A 19,329-nucleotide genomic window follows, 5' to 3' on the forward strand; every position below is an offset into this window, starting at 1 on the left:
TGAGACGCCTGCGGGACGTCGGCTAAACACGGCCACGTCCTGTGGCCAACGCCGACACTAGCACGTCGTGTGCGTCGAAGCAACAGCTGAAAATCCCGCAGGCAGCGGTGCGCTGCCGAGGAAGTTGAAGCGTTGCCCGCGGCTAAGAAGACACAGTGAAAGCAAGCGCAGCGTAGCTTGAACTGATGTCGCCCTTGTGCCTGTGGTGCAAGCGAGCCTGTAGAGTCAGCCAACCCGTAGAGCAAAATGTTTAATAACCCCAGCAAATTTTACAGAACCTTCTTTTGTATAGAAGATAGAGACATATAACGCTTATAAATCGTGTAGCGCCCAGCCACACACGGAACTCACAGACTCATCTTTTCTCTAAAAATCGTCTCCGTTTCTTATACGACACCAGCGGACAAGTCAGGACGCTTATGCTATGCACAGTCAGACCAAGAAGAATCACATAAGAGTCAAGTCTTTTTCTTTTTGTCTAGTTTATATACAATATAAGAAAAGAAACCGAACGTATGGTTTGTTATTTGTCTCTCTGAAAGGATGTATTTACTGTGGGAGTAACATTTTATATAGGTAGAACAGGGACAGGGAAGACGCGGACAATGAGAGAAAAAATGGTAGAACTGCAAAAGGAAAACCCGTCTAGTCATAAATCTATTATTTACTTAGTTCCCGATCAGATGACTTTTCAAGCAGAATTAGATCTCATCTCGAAAGTTAAAACTGGGTTAACGCGTGTCCACGTATTAAGTTTCTCTAGACTCGCCTGGCGAACTCTAAAAGAGACAGGCGGAATCACTAGAACACAACTGCAGAAAAATGCCATAAACATGCTTATCCGAAAGGTGCTAGAAGAAGAAAAGGATCATTTACGTGTATATAAAAAATCTGCAGACAAGTTTGGTTTTGTGGAGCAGTTTGAAAAACTGCTTACCGAATTAAAAAGGCAAGATATAACGATTGATGCGCTGTCCAATAAGTTAGCTTTCCTTGATGAAGAGGAAACTCGCAACCATGTACTTTTCGATAAATTACACGATATTGTAACAGTTTGGAAGCAAATAGAGCACACGTTAGACGGACGTTATGCGGGAATTGAAGATTATTTAATGGTTTCGGCAAATAAAATAAGTGAATCATCCTTCTTAGAAGAGGCTGAAATCTTTGTTGACGGCTTCCATTCTTTCACACCTCAGGAATTAAACGTTTTACAAGCGTTAATGAAAAAAGGGAGACACACAACCATTGCTTTAACATTAGATAAACCAAAGGAAGAGGAATTAAATCCTCTCGATCTTTTTTTCCAAACCGGTCAGACTTATAATAAATTAACTCACCTGTGTGAAGAAACGGAATGTGAGATTGAAGAAACCATCATGTTTCAAGCGGGACAAAATGACAGGAAGCACGCTTCTATTCGTTATTTGGAAGAAACGTTTGAACAACGACCAGTGGTACCCTTGGAATCACAGGGGGCGGTTACCATTCAGCCGGCAGTAAATAGGCGTACAGAAATAGAAGCAGTGGCGCGTGAAATTAAGAGCCTTGTTCGCGAACAGGGCTACCGTTATAAAGACATTGCTGTAGTTTCACGAAATATGAGTGACTACATAGAGCTGATTCAATCTTCTTTTCGTGATTACGATATCCCTGTATTCACAGACCAACAGAGACCGATGATTCACCATCCAGTCATAGAATTTATTCGTTCGCTGTTAGAAACGGTAACAGAAAGATGGAGGTATGAACCTCTGTTTCGTACCTTGAAAACAGATATGCTTTTTTCCATTGAGGATGACTGGGAAGAGGGCAGAGAAGAAGTGGATATATTAGAAAATTACATTTTGGCCTACGGAATAAAAGAAAAGCATTGGAAACAAGAAGAACCATGGGACTATAACAACCAGCGAACGCTTGTAGACGACGAAGCTAGCTACGTTGATAATTCTGACATGAAACGTATCATTAATCATTTGCGTAATAAATTCGCTTCTCCTATTTTAAGGTTTGAGAAACGGTTGAAAAAGCAAAAAACGGTCGAGGGCTTTGCTAGAATCTTATTTGAATTTCTAGAAGAACAAAGGATTCCCCAAAAGATAGAAAAGATGAGAGATGAGGCAGCGGAGAATGATAATGTTGTACAAGTGAGTGAGCACGAGCAAGTATGGGGAGCAATCGTTGAGCTGCTTGAGCAAATTGTTGAAGTTGCCGGGACAGAGAAGATGACCTTGCAAATGTTCCAGAAAGTGATGGAGACGGGACTGGAGTCTATGTCATTTAAATTGGTCCCTCCAGCGATTGATCAAGTAACATTTGCGGACTTGGAACGCTCACGTCTAGCTAATGTACAGGTCTTATTTTTATTAGGCGTGAATGAAGGAATTCTGCCCGCTACCTTTGAGGAAGACGGTATTCTTGGCGACGACGATCGAGACTGGTTTGAGAAGGAAGGGATGGAACTCGCAGAAAATTCAAGTCGAAGGCTCTTAAATGAACAATTCCTTCTTTATCGGGCGTTGAGTTTAGCAAATGATAAATTGTATATCCATTACCCTTTAGCTGATGAAGAAGGAAAAACCTTACAACCTTCTCTTGTTATTAATCAAATGAAAGAAGTGTTTCCGGATATAAAAGAATCACTGCTTTTTAATGAACCGAATGAGTACGATGAGAGATCTCAGCTTAAATTTATCGGTCCCTTTCGGAAAACGATTTCTTTTCTCACCTATCAACTTCAGCTATGGAAAAAAGGGTATCCGATTTCTTCCGTTTGGTGGGATGTATATAATTGGCACGCGGAAAAAGGTGAGAAAGCATCGTTTCCTATCGCTATGAGCAGTCTGTTTTATAAAAACGAACCGGTATCACTTCAGCCAGATACGAGCAAGCGGTTGTACGGAGAAAAACTCAACGCAAGTGTATCGAGAATTGAACAATTTGAATCATGTGCGTTTTCTCAGTTCGCTTCCTATGGGTTGCGACTAAAAGAAAGAGATATTTACAAGTTAGAAGCACCAGATATTGGCCAGTTATTCCACGCCGCATTAAAAGAAATGACTGCTCACCTGATGGGACATGGAAAAAATTGGGGGTCGCTTACATCAGAAGAATGTGCAAGCCTCGCGAAAGAATGTGTGAGTCATCTCGCTCCCAAAATCCAAAGGGAAATTCTTTTGAGTTCCAGTAAGTATAAGTATCTCCATAAAAAACTGGAAGATACAGTGATTAAGGCTTCTGAAATTTTAAGTAAACAAGCGAGAGTCTCAGGCTTTTCACCGGCAGGGATAGAACTTGGATTTGGATCGGAAGCTGAATTACCTCCTCTTCAATTTACGCTGCCGGATGGAACGATGATGGAAGTCGCTGGCCGGATTGACAGAGTGGATAAAGCAGAAGGCACAAATGGAGTATACGTTCGTGTCATTGACTATAAATCAAGTGAAAAAAATGTCAGCTTAGCGGACATATATTATGGCTTAGCATTACAAATGCTAGTGTACCTAGACGTCGTATTGACCTATTCAGAGAGTTGGCTGGGGGCCATGACAAAGCCGGCGGGTGTTCTTTATTTTCACGTTCATAATCCATACATTCAGGCGAAACAGATCAATGAGTGGAATATGGAAAAAGAACTATTAAAACGTTTTAAAATGAAAGGGTTACTTTCTGCAGATGAAGAGTCTGTTCATTTCATGGATCAACAATTAAAGACCGGTTATTCTCAAGTTGTTCCGGTTGCCAGGAAGAAAGATGGATCCTTTTATTCATCATCGTCTGTCCTAGAAGCAGATCGATTTGATGAATTACGTAACTATATTCGTCAAAAGCTGCAAGACACAGGGTGGGAAATTATGAAAGGAACCACTCGTATTGAACCCTACAAGTATAAACAAAATGTGCCATGTAGTTTTTGTTCGTTCCGCTCTGTTTGTCAATTTGATACTTCTTTTGCAGCCAATCAGTACCGGGTGTTGCATGCGGACGAGAAAGAAGCTGAGCAACAGATATTTAAAGGGCAGGAAAAGGAGGAAGATAGATGACTTCGGTGAAAAAACTCCCAAAGCCTGAAGGGGCGATGTGGACGGATGGTCAATGGGAGGCAATTTCTAGTACGGGCACGAACTTTTTAGTTTCGGCTGCAGCTGGGAGTGGAAAAACAGCTGTCTTAGTGGAAAGGATCATTCATCGCATCACAGAAGGCGATGATCCTCTAGATGTAGATAGATTACTCATTGTTACTTTTACGAATGCTGCAGCAGCTGAAATGAAAAATCGGATTGGAGAGGCATTAGAAAGAGAGATTAATAAACGCCCTGGCTCCCTGCATGTTAGAAGACAGCTTGCTTTATTAAACAAGGCTCAAATATCTACTATTCACGCTTTCTGTATGGCTGTTATTAAGAAATATTATTATAAGGTGAATATAGATCCTCAGTTTCGCTTAGTAGACGACATAGAGGGCGAATTGATGAGAGAGGAAATACTCGAAGCATTACTAGAAGAGTTATACAGTCAGGAAGGAAACGATGATTTCCTGTTAGCAGCCGATTGTTTTACGAATGATCGGAATGACGAAGGATTTCGAAAGGCAGTATTGGATGTACATCGGTTTTCTAGATCCCACCCGGACCCAGAAGCTTGGTTGGAAAAGATGGCAAGGGCATATGAAATCAACGAAGACACATCTATTGAACAATTGACGTGGGGTCAGGAAGTGATGGCAGATATTACAGAACGACTGAATGCAGCTCTCGACTTGCTTCAAGAAGCAAAAGAAACTTGCCTATCAGAACATGGACCTCAAGCATATTACGAAACCATCGAAGCGGATGAATGGGAACTAAGGAACATATTGAATAGTACCGACTGGGAAACGATGTATGAAACCTTTCAATCTCTTTCTTTTGGACGATTAAAATCAATTAAAAAAAGTGAAGAGGTGCGTGACGATCTAAAAGAAAGAGTGAAGGAACTTCGAAAAGCAGTAAAAGAGGATATGAATGCGTTACAATCGGATGTCTTTTTTCAGCCTCCTTCTGATTTTCTAAAGGATATGCAACAGATGAGGAAGCCAGTTCGAATATTGATAGAAACGGTAAAAACTTTCTCTTTACGCTATCAAGAGAAGAAGAAAGAACTAGCTCTTATGGACTTTTCTGATTTAGAGCATGTTTGTCTTCAAATCCTGTCAGACCCTCAAAGGGAAGCAGCGTCTCACTATCAATCACGATTTAAGGAAGTACTTGTCGATGAATTTCAAGATATTAATCATATTCAAGAAACTATCCTCCAATTCGTAACTCAAAAAGGCCAATCCTTTTTTGTAGGTGATGTTAAACAGAGTATCTATCGCTTTCGTCTCGCAGAGCCGGGGATCTTTTTAAATAAATATAAAACGTATAACCGAAATGATGGTACACCGGGATGGAGAATAGATTTAGATCAAAACTTTCGTAGCCGTAAAGAGGTTTTGGACGGTGTTAACTTCATTTTTAAACAGCTGATGGATGAGCCGGCGGGCGAAATTCAATATGACGAAAACGCAGAATTAAAAGCGGGAAATAAAGATTATGAAGAAATATCTGAGCCTGCCTTAGAAACAGTTTTCGTTAACAAAGGTAAAAAGTTAGACACCACTGATGAAACAAGGGAGACAGAAGAAGAGGACAGTGATACAGCCCAATTAGAGGCACGTTATATAGCCCGAAGAATTAAAGACTTAATCGACTCTAAGCATCAGGTGTATGACAAACATTTAAAGCAAATGCGACTCTTAACGTATCGAGATATCGTCATTCTCATGAGATCTATGCCATGGGCTAACACATTTCTTGAGGAATTTCATAAAGAAGGTCTTCCTGTATATGCAGACTTAACCGAAGGGTATTTTGAAACCGTGGAAATTAATGTCATGTTATCTTTACTCAAAACGATCGACAATCCATATCAGGATCTCCCTCTCGCAGCGGTTCTCCGTTCTCCTATTACAGGAATGAATGAGGAAGAATTAGCTCAACTTCGGTTAATGGACAAGTATGGATCGTTTTATTCCGCACTAAAATTAGCAGTTGAAGAAGGACCTGTGTCTTCGTGGCAGGATAAAGCTCAGACTTTTTATCAGAGGTTATGTAAATGGAGAGAAAAAGTCCGCCACGAATCATTGTCGGATTTCATTTGGGATGTCATGCAAGAAACGGGTTATTATGATTTTGCAGGAGGGCTTCCCGGAGGAAAACAAAGACAAGCAAATCTACTAGCTTTGTATGACCGTGCACGATCTTATGAAAAAACATCGTTTCGAGGGTTGTTTCGTTTTCTTCGTTTTATTGAGAGAATGCAAGAACGCGGAGATGACTTAGGGACAGCGAGAGCACTTGGTGAGCAAGAAGATGTTGTCCGATTAATGACTATTCATAAAAGCAAAGGTTTAGAGTTCCCTGTCGTTTTTATTGCTGGGATGAATAAACAGTTTAATATGAGGGATTTAAAACAACGTATGATTTTCCATAAAGATTTAGGAATCGGTGTGAAAACAATTCAACCCGACCTGCGTGTGATAAAAGATTCCCTTCCCTATTTAGCAGTAAAAAATCGCTTATATCGAGAACAGATTGCTGAAGAAATGCGAGCTCTCTATGTTGCGATGACGAGAGCGAAAGAGAAAATAATTTTGGTTGGAACAATAACCAAACCTGAGAAAACATTTCAGAACTGGCAGCGCTTTAATAAGTTAGAAGAAACCGAGCTGCCTGTTATGGACCGATTAAAAGCGAAATCGTTTGCTGACTGGCTCGGTCCAAGCGTTTTTCGTCATCATTCCGTAAAGGAGTGGGGAAATGAAGAAGGGACGTATGGAAATAAAGAGATATACTTTCACCCCGCCAAGTGGGCTTTCTCTTTCATTGATTCCGAGGAATTACAAGAGAAACAAGAGGAAGAAAAAGTATTGGATGAAGGTAAGAAGCTTGCTCTTACTCAACTGGTTCCCGTGCAAGAGGAAAGTCCATATTATGCAGACGTAGAGAAGCAATTGGAATGGGAATATCCTTACCCAAGCTCACTGACGCAACGCTCGAAACAAACAGTGAGTGAGTTTAAGCGCCAGCTCCCTGATGAATACAGTGAACCCTCTCAACGGTTTTCATTTTCGTCTAGTTATGCAGAACGCCCCCTCTTTTTACAGAAAGAAAACGTGAGTCCGGTCGAAAAAGGAACAGCGATGCATACCGTCTTAGAACATATTCCTTTAGAAGCGAAGTATGTTTTTGAGGCTTTAGATGACTTTTTGGAGGAGTTGGTCCAAAAGGAATTATTGACAGAACCACAAGCGCAGTTAATAGAAGGGGAGGACATTTCTAATTTCTTCCGTACTTCTTTGGGAGATAGACTGCTTCATGCGGTAGAAGTATATAGAGAATTACCGTTTAGTTTAAACCGACCCTCAGAAAACGGGAAGGACACGATGTTCATACAAGGTACTGTGGATTGTATCTTTCGTGACCGAGCTGGAAATCTCGTTCTCCTGGATTATAAGACAGACGCTGTAAAAAGCAGGTTTCCTGGTAATCGGGAGTATGGCGAAAAAATGATAAAATCCCGCTACCAACCCCAAATAGACCTATATACAGAAGCGATCTCTACCATTTGGGGAGAAAAAGTTCATGAATCATATATATACGCATTTGATGGTGGCTATACCATCAACATGCAAAAATAGGAGAGATAATCATGCGAGTGCTTCACACGGCAGATTGGCATTTAGGCCGTACGTTAGAAGGAAGGAGCAGAATTCCAGAGTATATTGCTTTTTTCCAAGAGTTAGAACAGATTATTAAAAGTGAAGCTATCGATGTTTTATTAATGGCAGGAGACGTGTTTGATTCGGTAAATCCTCCTGCAGCCGCAGAAGAGATGTTTTACGAAACAATTGCTCGATTGAATAGAGTGTACAATGTCTCCGTTGTAATTATTGCCGGAAATCACGACCACCCGGCAAGAATATCTGCAGTTCGATCAATAGCTAAAAATCAAGGAATTTATATTTTAGGTTATCCAACCATGACACCTGTTCGCATACCGGTAGGTGAAGAAGTACTTGAAATAGGAGCTCTTCCGTATCCATCAGAATCAAGAATGGGAGATTTATTTAGCAAAGAACCAGAAGAAGAAGGGCTTAGGGAAGCATATAATGAAAAAATTCGTTATATGTTTCATGAGTTGACCCGATCATTCCAAAAAAATCATGTAGGGATGGCAATGAGTCATTTGTTCGTAGCGGGAGGGGCTGCCAGTGATTCGGAAAGACCTATTGAAGTAGGGGGAGCGTATACTGTCACAGTGGATGCCCTTCCAGACAATGTACAATACACTGCGTTAGGGCATTTACATCGACCACAAACACTTAAAGGATCAAAAGGAATAGCAAGATATTCAGGTTCTCCTTTAGCTTTTAGCTTCTCTGAGAGCGGATATGCTAAATCTGTTACAGTTGTGGATGTAAAACCCGGGAGTACGCCGCATATCGAGGAAATCCCTCTGTCCTCTGGAAAACCATTGGTTCGCTGGAAAGCTGTTCATGGATTAGAAGAAGTGTATCAATGGTTAGCTGAAGAAAAAGATAAACAGGCGTGGGTCGATGTAGAAATTCATTTACATGATACTCCTTCTCTAGAACAAATCCATCATATTAGAAAAGCCCACGAAGGTATTATTCACATACATCCTGTGTTTCTAGGAATGGAACAAAGCTCATCTACAAGAGAGAGAGAAGAATTATCAATGGAAGATTTATTCCAGCGGTTTTATGAGCGTCAAACGGGGGGAGCCCAGCCAACGGATGAGCTCACCCGTCTCTTCTTAGAATTAATAGAGGAAGAAGAAAGTGAGGAAGACTGATGCGTCCAATTCGTCTAACAGTAAAAGGGTTACATAGCTTTCGAGAAAAACAGACGGTAGATTTTTCTATGATATGCTCAGGCGGTGTTTTTGGGATATTTGGTCCGACCGGAAGTGGGAAATCTTCCCTGTTAGATGCCATGACCCTCGCCCTCTATGGAAAAGTAGAAAGAGCTCTGAATAATACACAGGGAATAATGAACCATTCCGAAAATACGTTATCTGTTTCTTTAACGTTTGAATTGGGACCACAAAAAAATGCAGCACGTTATACGGTGGAGCGGACGTTTAAACGCTCGAGTGAACATAATGTTCAAACCTCCGTTTGCCGGTTACTGGATTCTACAGGAGACCCTGTTGTGATAGCAGACAAGAAGCAAGAAGTAGATAAATATATCGAATCTCTTCTAGGTCTTTCCATTGATGATTTTACGAGAGCTGTCGTTTTGCCTCAAGGTAAATTTTCCGAATTCCTGCATCTCCGGGGAAATGAAAGGAAAAAAATGCTGCAGCGTTTGTTTCGCTTAGAAAAATATGGAGATCAACTATTAAACAATATAAAATTAAAGCTTCGAGAAGCCGATCATGAGAAAGATCGGCTTGCCGCCGAACAGCATGGAATGGGTGACACGTCGGAGAATGCGTATAAACGAGTGAAAGAAGCGTGTAATTACTGGGCTGAACGATTGAAGGAATACCAGCATAAGAAAAAAAAGATTGAAGAAGAGTGGGAGCAAACGAGACAACTGTGGACGTGGCAGCAAGAGAAAATCGATGCAGAAAACCATTTAAATTATCACTTGAAAAAAGATGATCAAATAGAAGAGTATAAAACATTCTTGGCACAATCAGACATGGCAGCGAAAGTAAAGCCGTTAGCGGACTCACTTATAACCAACCGGGATGAGCTTGAAAAATGGGAAAAAACATTAGTGGCCGCTCAAACTAATTATGAGCAATCCGTTCAGGAGTATAACAGTCTCTCTCAAGAGATGGAACAATTGAAAGAAGAAAAAGAACAAGCAATGAATGTCCTTCACGAGACGGAAAAATCTGTGGAACAGGCCCAAAAAGTAAAGAGGGAAAAACAAGAGTATCGGCAACAACGAGATGTAGCAAGAGATGACTTGAATAAGATCGAGCAAGAAATAGACAAGTGGAATGCCTCCCTGGAGAAAGAAGAGAGCAATGTAAAGAAATATAAACATGCTGTAGAGCAATTTCACGCCCAATACAACCATATGTACGTTTCCTCCGAAGAAAAACATAGGTTGATCAAAGCAAAAGAAGAGAAACAACACTTACGTTATTTAGAAACAAATATTGATAAACGGAAGGAAGAGTGTAAAAAACGACAGTCAGAGCTGGAAGCGGAGAAAACAAAACTCCGAGAGGCAGAGGAAAAGTGCAAGAAAACGGAAAAAAACGTGCAGAATCGTTTTAATCAAGTCTTTAACTGGTACGAGGAAGCAGCAGAATTAAATAGATGGTTAGAAGGTTTGTATTCACATGTTGAGAAGACTCTCGAAGCGGAAAGAGAGAGAGAGAAGAAACGACAGCTCGATGAAATGGCAGCTGTATTATCAAAATCACTTAAAGAGGGGACGTCTTGCCCGGTATGCGGATCCCCCTCCCACCCATATCCGGCAGAACATTTTTCAGAAGCGGCTGCAGCTAGTGAAGATAATCAAACCCATCAAAAGACACTGGAGTATTGGTTAACTGTTTTACAAAAAACACAGTTTTCAACGAAAGAAAAAATGTTAGAGCTTGAACAAATGTCTCAACATATAACCAGTTACTTAGACAAAACAGACAAAGTAATAACAAACGATAACATAGACCGTACCTCCCCAGAAAGGGAAGTGGACATCACAGAAGATTCATGGCAGGAAACATTAAATCATACGTTAAACAAATGGAAAAAAGAAGAAGAGACAATTAGTAAACTGAGCCAATTGGTGAATGATGATATAGACGCTTATAGAAAAGCAGACGAACAAAAACAAAGATATAACTATCAAGTAGAAGATTTAACCGTCCACTATGAGAGGCTGCGACAGGAGACTGCCGAGGAAGAAGCCAACTTTCAACGTGAGTTAGAAAACTGGAAGATGCAGTTTCCTTCCTTTACGTACGATACGCTAGACGCTGAATATGACAAAGTAAGGGACAGAGAACAACAATGTGAGACTTTCAAACGAAGAGCGGAAGAAGGTCAACGTCACATTTATCAACTAGAGCAACAATGCGAAGAAACGAAGACAGTCTTGCAAACAAAAACCGTTCAGCATGCCGAATGCCATACGAAATATAAACAGTTTTCGACATTAGTAAAAGAAAAAGAAGGAGAGCTGGAACGATTACTAGGACAGAAAGATATTCAAGTTTTAATAGATTGGATGCATACGGAACGTTCGAAGTGGCAGAATAAGGAAAAAGAAATAGCGAAGCGTGCAGAACGAGCAGAAGAAGCAACAAAAAAATGGGAAAATGAGAAAAATATAGCTACACATACGTGTCAGGATGCCAAATCACGTTACGAGCTCTCTTTATCGAAGTGGCTAGAAAGCAAGAAGAAAGAAAACCATTTTTTTACAAATCCAGAGGAAGTTCATGCCTATATTTTAACCGAAAACGAGTATATCGATTATAGGCAACAAATAGATGACCATGAGAAGGAGAAAGAAAAATGGAGGAACCTTCTTGAAAATGTAAGTATTAAGTTGAACGGACGTCGCGTGGAAGAAAAGGACTGGCAGGCGTGTGAGGTAAAGAAAAAAGAAATTAATGAAGAGATTGACAATATAAGAGAGAAGAGAGGCGCTGCTTTAGAGCAGTTGAATGATCTAAATAATAAACGAGACCGCTACCAAGAGTTAGAGAAGCAAAGAGAAAAATGGGCAGACACAGCGGAAAAATACCAAAAACTATATCAGGTATTCAGAGGGAAAAATTTCATAGAGTTTTTGGCCGAGGAACAGTTAATCCAAATAAGCCAACTTGCCTCTGAGCGATTAAGAGATCTCACCAGAGGAAGATATGCCTTAGAAGTTGACTCGAATAGCGGGTTTGTTATTCGAGACGACACCAATGGAGGGATAAGAAGGCCGGTAAGCAGTCTGTCCGGCGGCGAAACGTTTTTAACGAGTTTAGCCCTGGCATTATCATTATCTGCATCTATACAATTAAAGGGAGAATATCCTTTGGAATTTTTCTTTTTAGATGAAGGGTTCGGTACATTAGATCAAGACTTGTTAGAAACCGTAATAAGCTCGTTAGAAAAATTACAGACTCATTCTTTATCTGTCGGTATCATAAGTCACGTTCCTGAACTGCAAGAAAGGATCGCCAGGAAAATTGAAGTGATTCCAGCTCAGCCTGGAGGGGAAGGGAGCCGGATTACGGTTCATGGAGTTCAAAACTAAAGCAACACGTAATTTTATTATGTAAACAAAACTTGGCTAATGCATGCATGCCTCATCATTAGCCAAGTGCTATCATAAGGGAGGATAAGACTGCTTAAAATTTTAGTTTTTTTACCACTTTATCGCATAAGCTAGTAATTACAGAGTGCTGCCTTTTCGTGTATAATCCCTAAAAAATGTAGTAAAATATGTTTTATTAATCAGACACAAGGGTAAATATAAACGACGGTTGTCCTTTTATCCAGCGTGTGATACTGTCACTATTTGTTCATTGACTGTTCTATTCGCTTCCAGTAATATGTATAATACAGCAGAGTCGTAAATCCAATCATTTGTGATAAAAGTTTGAATTTTCATTCGTTTTATCGACAATTATTAACGTTTGTGTTAAAGTAAAATGGTGATGTAGTATTCATCTCTACATTACTAAGATCTTGAAGGAGATGATTCATGACTCGGTGCTGAGGTAAAATTTAAGGAGGGGATTTCATTGCCTGTTACTGAAAACAAAGAGACTTTGGTTCGTACGAAAGCGCGTGAACTCTGCAGCGCAATGGAGCTCAGAGGTTGGGCAAGTACTAAATTTGTACCAACACCACCTTACGGATTTACACTAATGAGTATGACAGGATGTCGTGCGTGGTTCGGTAAACGGTGGGGTATGATCTGTGATGACATGGATGACCATTTAAAACTAATTCTAGATGTCCCGAATGGAAAAATATCCATTGAGGATATAAGTGAACGATTCGATTTACCAATCGTTGAAGGTGATCAAGGAAAAAGTGGCGTAGAATTAATTGATAACCGAGACCGTGATACCATTGTGCTGTACTTGCACACGGATCAATTAAAGGAAATTTCCTTCCGCGACAGTGAAGTATTGGAATTCGTTGGAGAGGTCAGACGTATATCCTGCCTTTAAGTCGAATATGAACAACCACCATGGCGTCACCCTTTACGGGTGCGCTTTATTTTTTCTATTACCTTTCCGGTTAATTTTCTTCTGAACAAGAAAAGTCGTTTACATATGATTTTTTAGGGTATATGTTCCTAAATGTACACTGCAATGGAGGGGCAAAGATGGCTCATATCACCATGGTGCTTCCCAACTCAGTTGTTGATAGAAGTAAAAAAATAATGGATTCTTTCCAATATATAACTACGTGCACCAATGTGTATCAAATATTTACTCAAGCAGGTTTTTCTGTAACAGTTTCAAGTCCGTCTGGAGGTCCGGTTGGTGATGGTAGAAGGAATGAGGGAGAAGGTGAACAATCGTCTTCTTTCCACCAAACAGTTCCAATTCATCAAATAGAACCCACTAAGACAGATGGGATCTTCTTGATCGGAAAACACCAGTCTTTGCTGGACTTTTCGGAAAACAGATGTTTGCTGGAACTTATCTTCCGCATGCTTGAAATGGGAAAAAGTATAGCGACTGTTGCTCATGCGGCAGCTGTGTTTACTGAATTATACTTACCGGACGGAACTCCTCTGGTAGAGGGGAAGCGTGTAACTGCCTTTACGAATGAAGAGGAGGAAAGATACAGCAAGGAGAGAACAAATATCCCTTTTTACATTGAATCAAAATTAAGAGAGCGAGGAGCTACTTTCGTTTCTGCACCACCTTTTCATCATAATGTAGAAGTCCACCATAATATAATTACAGCACAGAATCTCCAGTCAGCTCCTGAAGCGGCCTATCAATTCTTAGGAAGGATGGAGACAAGACAGCTGCATGAAAATTAATTTTTTGATTTTCGTTACGGACGACATGTGATACAATGTTCAAAAGAAAACTAGATATGTGGAAAGACGGGGTGCGGTATGAAAGCGTATCGTCGTAAATTTTATTATTTAGGTGCAAATCATCGCAGGATGGAACCGATGAGTATGGATCGTATCAGACAAGCTGGGTTTGATATCGTGATTGTAAAAGAGGACTTGCCTTATTTCATTAGTTTTTGTCGAGAGTGGCGTACGTTTTTTGAAAATGAAGCAAGAAACATGCATCCGCTTTATCGTCCTTATATTGAAGAAGCGTCTGTCTTTTTTGATGAACAAATTGAACAAATGACGCTTTGTACATCCCCACAGTATGATTCACCTTCTTATATTCTTCCGCTGACCGAGTTGGTGTCTGCATTGATGCACGCCTACAATGCATTTGATAAAGTGCTCGATGCTTATCAAAGCATGCCTGCTCACTTCGAAACAGCATTAAAATATAATCGTCAATTTAATGTACACTCGGATGTAGATAAATCTCAATTTATTTTAAATCATCTTCCAGATTTGCGACTCAGCATTGAGTAAGTTTATTTATTATCACTCAACCAATGACCAAACTCCGATTTTTATCGGGGTTTATTTTTTTTATTTGTAAACATGTTTTAACTTCTTGGTAAGAGAGGAAAAATATAAACATTAACCTATGTTAGGGGAGGGCAATAGATGAATATTCTGTGGGGAATAATGGGTATCTTATTTGTTCTTTTTCTTGGATTTTTACTGTCTCAACGAAAAAAATTTATTAACCTCAGAGTGATTGCAGGTGGATTGGCTTTTCAAATTTTGTTTGCTTTTATCGTATTGAAATCAGAAACGGGACGAGCGGCCTTGGCAGGTTTGACAGCAGGCGTACAAAGCGTGATTGATAATGCCAATGAAGGGATCGCATTTTTATTTGGTGATTTGTTGTTGCTTGAAGGAGTTGGCAATGTATTTGCCTTTCAAGTTTTGCCTATTATTATTTTCTTTTCTTCACTAATTGGTGTGCTTTATTATCTGGGCATTATGCAATGGTTTGTCAAAATTATTGGTGGGATTCTTTCCTTTATTTTAGGGACGAGTAAAGCGGAGTCTGTGTCAGCTGCAGCTAATATTTTTGTAGGGCAAACAGAAGCTCCTTTGGTTGTGAGACCCTACTTAGGGAAGATGACAAAATCGGAACTCTTTACCGTTATGACGGGAGGGCTCGCTTCGGTAGCTGGATCTGTTTTATTTGGTTATGCGTCTTTAGGGATACCGCTCAATTATTTGCTGGCGGCTAGTTTTATGGCGGCTCCAGCCGGTTTGGTCATGGCAAAAGTAATGATGCCTGAAACAGAGGAGTCTGTCACAACGGACGACATTAAAATTGAAAAGGATACGGAATCTCAAAATGTCATTGATGCTGCCGCCAGAGGTGCCTCTACAGGTCTTCAGCTTGCCTTAAATGTCGGAGCCATGCTCCTGGCCTTTATAGCTTTGATTGCAGTGATCAACTCATTATTAACATGGGTCGGCGGTTGGATTGGTTTTGAAAATTTAACGTTAGAATTAATTTTAGGTTTTCTTTTTGCGCCAATTGCGTTTATGGTTGGGGTTCCCTGGGGGGAAGCCTTACAAGCTGGCAGTTTTATAGGTCAGAAGCTTGTTTTAAACGAATTTGTTGCTTATGCTTCCTTTGCCCCTCAAATGGAACAGTTCAGTGAACGAGCTCAAGTAATTATTACATTTTCTTTATGCGGATTTGCAAATTTAGGATCCATGGCTGTCATTTTAGGAGGATTGGGTTCTCTTATTCCGTCACGAAGAAAAGAACTGGCCCAATTAGGATTGCGAGCTATCGCGGGTGGAGCACTAGCATCACTGCTAAGTGCTGCTATAGCTGGAATGTTTATATAACTGCCCTTTGGTGGAGAGCCGAAAACGTGAGAGGCGAATTGATTTACTCTTTGATCGTTTGATGTAGAAGTGCCCAAGAAGTATGGAAGGGCACTTCTGTTTTGTTATTGGGAGTAAGGAGATTGTTTTAATTTTTAATAGAGAGGGATATTATATGATATCAGCGCTTGGTGCCTAGTTAGGGGCCAAGCGCTTTTTTTTAAAAAAAGCAGGTTCATGTAATGAACGATATTGGCAAATCATCATAGCAAGAAACACTGTACCAGTCAACAAAAATGTAACAGATAAATAACTGTGCGCATGCAGTGTACATAAATCAATAGATTTGTTTTGGGGTGTGTAATAGACGGAGGATATGCAAATGCCGGACCTATTGTATAAATATACATAGGTGTATTTTTATTCACTTGCGTATAATTATGCATCTGCTGCTGTTTATTTTCTCCGTGAAAAGAAAACGTGTAGTATTAAGAGAGAAGGTAGCTACTCTTTCGTAAAAAGGAGATCCAGTTATGTCGGATAAAAGCAAAGGTTCCTATAAAAATGAATTATATGACGAGCGTTTTGAAAACATGTCCTATGAAGAATTTCGGGAGGCTATCGAGGAAGACCGAGATACAAAAGAGGGGCAACGAACAGACAAAGATAAAAATATAAAAAAGAAAAAACGAAATGGCATTCGATTAATAGCTGTTCTGTTGACGTTTGTTTTGATATTTCAGGGAATCGCCGTATTGTTTGATACTTTTCGAATCGATGCGATAGATTTTTTAAAAACGTCCTATGAATTGTCAAAAGACGAAACAGTCCAGGAATGGAAGCAAAGTGTGGTTGTAATTCAAGGAGAAGGTCCTTTCGGTCGTTCAAAAGGTACAGGTTTTATTATTTCGTCTGATGGATTGTTGCTAACGAATCATCATGTGATTGAAAATCAAAAGACGGTAGGAGTAAGTACGGAAGATGGAGAGATTTATAACGGGGAACTCATCGGCAGCGATGAGGAGAAAGATTTAGCTTTGTTGAATATTAATGGAGAGAATCATCCATTTTTACAATTACAAGAAAAGAGAGCTGATGAATCCGCCCATATTTTTGTCATTGGCAACCCATTATCTTTTACTAAGATTGCAAATGAGGGTCACATCCTGGGAGAAGAAAGGACAAATGAAAAAGCATTAGGTATTTCAGCGCCTATTTACCGAGGTAATAGTGGAAGCCCTGTAATTACAGAAAGTGGGGAAGTGACGGGAGTCGTATATGCTAAAAAGACGATTCAAGAAAGCAATCAAGAATCTATAGGATTAGCTGTACCTATCGAAGATGTTCACACATTTTTACATGAACATTTACCTGAAAGAAAGGAATAATCTTAGGGGCAGCGTGATGACGGGTAGGATAAATCGAGAAGACATAAAAAGGCTGGCAAAGAGCTGTTTGTCGCTCTGCCAGCCTATCAGAAATAGATTTGTGAACCAACTTCTTAGGATTGCTTTTGCAGCTTGAATTCGCGGATATAGTCATCATAGGACATCTGCTTGTCGATCATGCCGTTGTCGGTAAACTCAATAATTCGGTTCGAAATGGTCTCGATAAATTCATGGTCGTGGGATGAGAATAAAATAGAGCCTTTGAAATTAATTAGACCTTTGTTTACTGCCGTGATGGATTCCAAATCCAGATGGTTCGTAGGCTCATCAAGTATTAAGACGTTGGCATTGCTTAACATCATTTTAGAGAGCATACAGCGTACTTTTTCTCCTCCGGATAGGACACTTGCTTTTTTAAAGACGCTGTCGCCAGAAAATAACATACGACCTAGGAAACCACGGATAAATGTCTCTGTTTGGTCTTCGGGGGAATACTGTCGCAGCCATTCCACTAAGTTGAGGTCTACCCCTTCAAAGTACTTGGAATTGTCTTTTGGGAAGTAAGATTGGGATGTCGTTAACCCCCACTTATAAGTGCCTTCATCAGGCTCTAATTCCCCGCTCAATATCTGAAATAACGTCGTCTTCGCGATCTCGTGGTCACCCACAAATGCTACCTTGTCCCCGCTGTTTAGTGTGAAACTGACATTGTCTAACACTTTGACGCCATCCACTGTTTTTGTTAGTCCTTCCACCGTTAGTAAATCTTTTCCTAGTTCACGTTCAGGTTGGAAATGTACGTATGGATAGCGGCGGGAAGATGGTTTAATATCATCTAAAGAAATTTTTTCTAACGTCTTTTTTCTAGATGTCGCTTGTTTTGATTTCGATGCATTTGCACTGAAACGAGCGATAAATTCCTTTAGTTCTTTTACCTTTTCTTCTTTTTTACGGTTCTGTTCTTTTGCCATCTTCTGGGCAAGCTGGCTGGATTCATACCAAAAATCATAATTTCCTACATACAGCTCAATTTTTCCGTAATCCAAATCGGCGATATGAGTACAAACTTGATTTAAGAAATGACGATCATGTGAAACGACGATGACCGTATTCTCAAAGTTTATCAGAAATTCTTCAAGCCATTGTACAGCTTCAATATCAAGGTGGTTTGTCGGCTCGTCCATTAGTAAAATATCCGGCGAACCAAATAGAGCTTGAGCTAAGAGAACTTTGACTTTCTCGGAACCAGTCAACTCGGACATTTTCTTATCATGCGTAGACTCGGGTACACCGAGACCTTGTAAGAGTTGAGAAGCTTCTGTTTCCGCTTCATAGCCGTCCATCTCTGCGAATTCAGCTTCTAATTCTGCCGCTCTCATCCCATCTTCATCTGAAAAATCTGGTTTCATGTAAATGGCATCTTTTTCTTCTTTTACTTCGAAGAGACGAGGATATCCCATCATGACAACGTCGATCACTTTTTCTTCCTCATACTCAAAGTGATCCTGTTTTAACACGGCCATTCTTTGATTTTTTTCTAAATGAACATGTCCGGTTTGAGAATCTAGTTCTCCGGATAATATTTTAAGGAACGTGGATTTTCCAGCACCGTTTGCTCCGATTAATCCATAACAATTTCCCGGTGTAAACTTAATGTTTACATCTTCAAATAGTTTTTTGTCACCAAATCGCAAACCAACATTTTGGCAAGTAATCATTCACATACATCCTTTTCTTTAAACTATCGACATCATAACATATTCTGCTCTCCGTATTAACTATTTACTTACGAGAAACATACAGCCCCCCCTCTCTTTAGAGCCAGAATGGTACTAAATCATAACTTTTGACAAGGAAGAGAGGGGTATATACAATAGGTAAAGTGTGTGAACTCATTGGTTTTTTCGTGACCGGTGAGTCTAAACTTTTGGAAGGACCTAGGAAGGAAGTGAAAGGGCGCTTCC

Annotated in this window: 10 protein-coding genes; 9 read left to right on the top strand and 1 reads right to left on the bottom strand. The window is 40.1% G+C overall.

Features of this window, described 5'->3' with window-relative positions:
- Positions 1–554 precede the first annotated feature (554 nt).
- The 9 genes from addB to BM095_RS02360 all read left to right on the top strand — a co-directional run bounded on the left by addB (position 555) and on the right by BM095_RS02360 (position 17,365).
- Positions 555–4,043 carry a helicase-exonuclease AddAB subunit AddB gene (gene addB, locus BM095_RS02320; protein ID WP_091656851.1) on the top strand — a complete coding sequence of 1,163 codons (3,489 nt, stop codon included), beginning with the start codon at positions 555–557 and terminating at the stop codon, positions 4,041–4,043.
- Positions 4,040–7,720: a helicase-exonuclease AddAB subunit AddA gene (gene addA, locus BM095_RS02325; protein WP_245757777.1), complete on the top strand. Its 3,681-nt coding sequence runs from the start codon at positions 4,040–4,042 to the stop codon at positions 7,718–7,720. Before addB ends, addA begins: the two co-directional genes overlap by 4 nt.
- Positions 7,721–7,731: 11 nt before the next feature.
- Positions 7,732–8,898 carry an exonuclease SbcCD subunit D gene (locus tag BM095_RS02330; RefSeq protein ID WP_091656854.1) on the top strand — a complete coding sequence of 389 codons (1,167 nt, stop codon included), beginning with the start codon at positions 7,732–7,734 and terminating at the stop codon, positions 8,896–8,898.
- Positions 8,898–12,326, top strand: coding sequence for an AAA family ATPase (locus BM095_RS02335; protein WP_091656857.1), 3,429 nt, complete (start codon positions 8,898–8,900; stop codon positions 12,324–12,326). The genes BM095_RS02330 and BM095_RS02335 overlap by 1 nt, the downstream gene beginning before the upstream one ends.
- A gap of 490 nt (positions 12,327–12,816) precedes the next feature.
- A complete protein-coding gene (locus BM095_RS02340) occupies positions 12,817–13,251 on the top strand; it encodes a hypothetical protein (protein WP_091656859.1) in 435 nt (144 codons plus the stop codon).
- A gap of 158 nt (positions 13,252–13,409) precedes the next feature.
- Positions 13,410–14,078 (top strand): type 1 glutamine amidotransferase domain-containing protein, encoded by a 669-nt coding sequence (locus BM095_RS02345; RefSeq protein WP_091656862.1) that lies wholly within the window; start codon positions 13,410–13,412, stop codon positions 14,076–14,078.
- Between the two features lie 78 nt (positions 14,079–14,156).
- On the top strand, positions 14,157–14,645 hold the full coding sequence (locus BM095_RS02350) for a nucleoside-diphosphate kinase (RefSeq protein ID WP_143083168.1): 489 nt from the start codon (positions 14,157–14,159) through the stop codon (positions 14,643–14,645).
- Between the two features lie 138 nt (positions 14,646–14,783).
- Positions 14,784–15,998 (top strand): NupC/NupG family nucleoside CNT transporter, encoded by a 1,215-nt coding sequence (locus BM095_RS02355; RefSeq protein ID WP_091656867.1) that lies wholly within the window; start codon positions 14,784–14,786, stop codon positions 15,996–15,998.
- Between the two features lie 512 nt (positions 15,999–16,510).
- Positions 16,511–17,365, top strand: a complete 855-nt coding sequence (locus tag BM095_RS02360) for a S1C family serine protease (RefSeq protein WP_091656870.1) — start codon at positions 16,511–16,513, stop codon at positions 17,363–17,365.
- Between the two features lie 113 nt (positions 17,366–17,478).
- On the opposite strand, the gene BM095_RS02365 is transcribed toward BM095_RS02360, so the two are convergent.
- Positions 17,479–19,083 carry an ABC-F family ATP-binding cassette domain-containing protein gene (locus BM095_RS02365; protein ID WP_091656873.1) on the bottom strand — a complete coding sequence of 535 codons (1,605 nt, stop codon included), beginning with the start codon at positions 19,081–19,083 and terminating at the stop codon, positions 17,479–17,481.
- Between the last annotated feature and the right edge of the window lie 246 nt (positions 19,084–19,329).

The sequence above is a fragment of the Alteribacillus iranensis genome (genome assembly GCF_900113025.1).
Taxonomy (GTDB): domain Bacteria; phylum Bacillota; class Bacilli; order Bacillales; family Marinococcaceae; genus Alteribacillus_A; species Alteribacillus_A iranensis.

What these genes read in the sequence shown, in the direction of transcription:
- addA (WP_245757777.1), top strand. Translation starts at nt 4,040, where the DNA reads ATGACTTCGGTGAAAAAACTCCCAAAGCCTGAAGGGGCGATGTGGACG.
- BM095_RS02330 (WP_091656854.1), top strand. Translation starts at nt 7,732, where the DNA reads ATGCGAGTGCTTCACACGGCAGATTGGCATTTAGGCCGTACGTTAGAA.
- BM095_RS02335 (WP_091656857.1), top strand. Translation starts at nt 8,898, where the DNA reads ATGCGTCCAATTCGTCTAACAGTAAAAGGGTTACATAGCTTTCGAGAA.
- BM095_RS02345 (WP_091656862.1), top strand. Translation starts at nt 13,410, where the DNA reads ATGGCTCATATCACCATGGTGCTTCCCAACTCAGTTGTTGATAGAAGT.
- BM095_RS02350 (WP_143083168.1), top strand. Translation starts at nt 14,157, where the DNA reads ATGAAAGCGTATCGTCGTAAATTTTATTATTTAGGTGCAAATCATCGC.
- BM095_RS02355 (WP_091656867.1), top strand. Translation starts at nt 14,784, where the DNA reads ATGAATATTCTGTGGGGAATAATGGGTATCTTATTTGTTCTTTTTCTT.
- BM095_RS02360 (WP_091656870.1), top strand. Translation starts at nt 16,511, where the DNA reads ATGTCGGATAAAAGCAAAGGTTCCTATAAAAATGAATTATATGACGAG.
- BM095_RS02365 (WP_091656873.1), bottom strand. Translation starts at nt 19,083, where the DNA reads ATGATTACTTGCCAAAATGTTGGTTTGCGATTTGGTGACAAAAAACTA.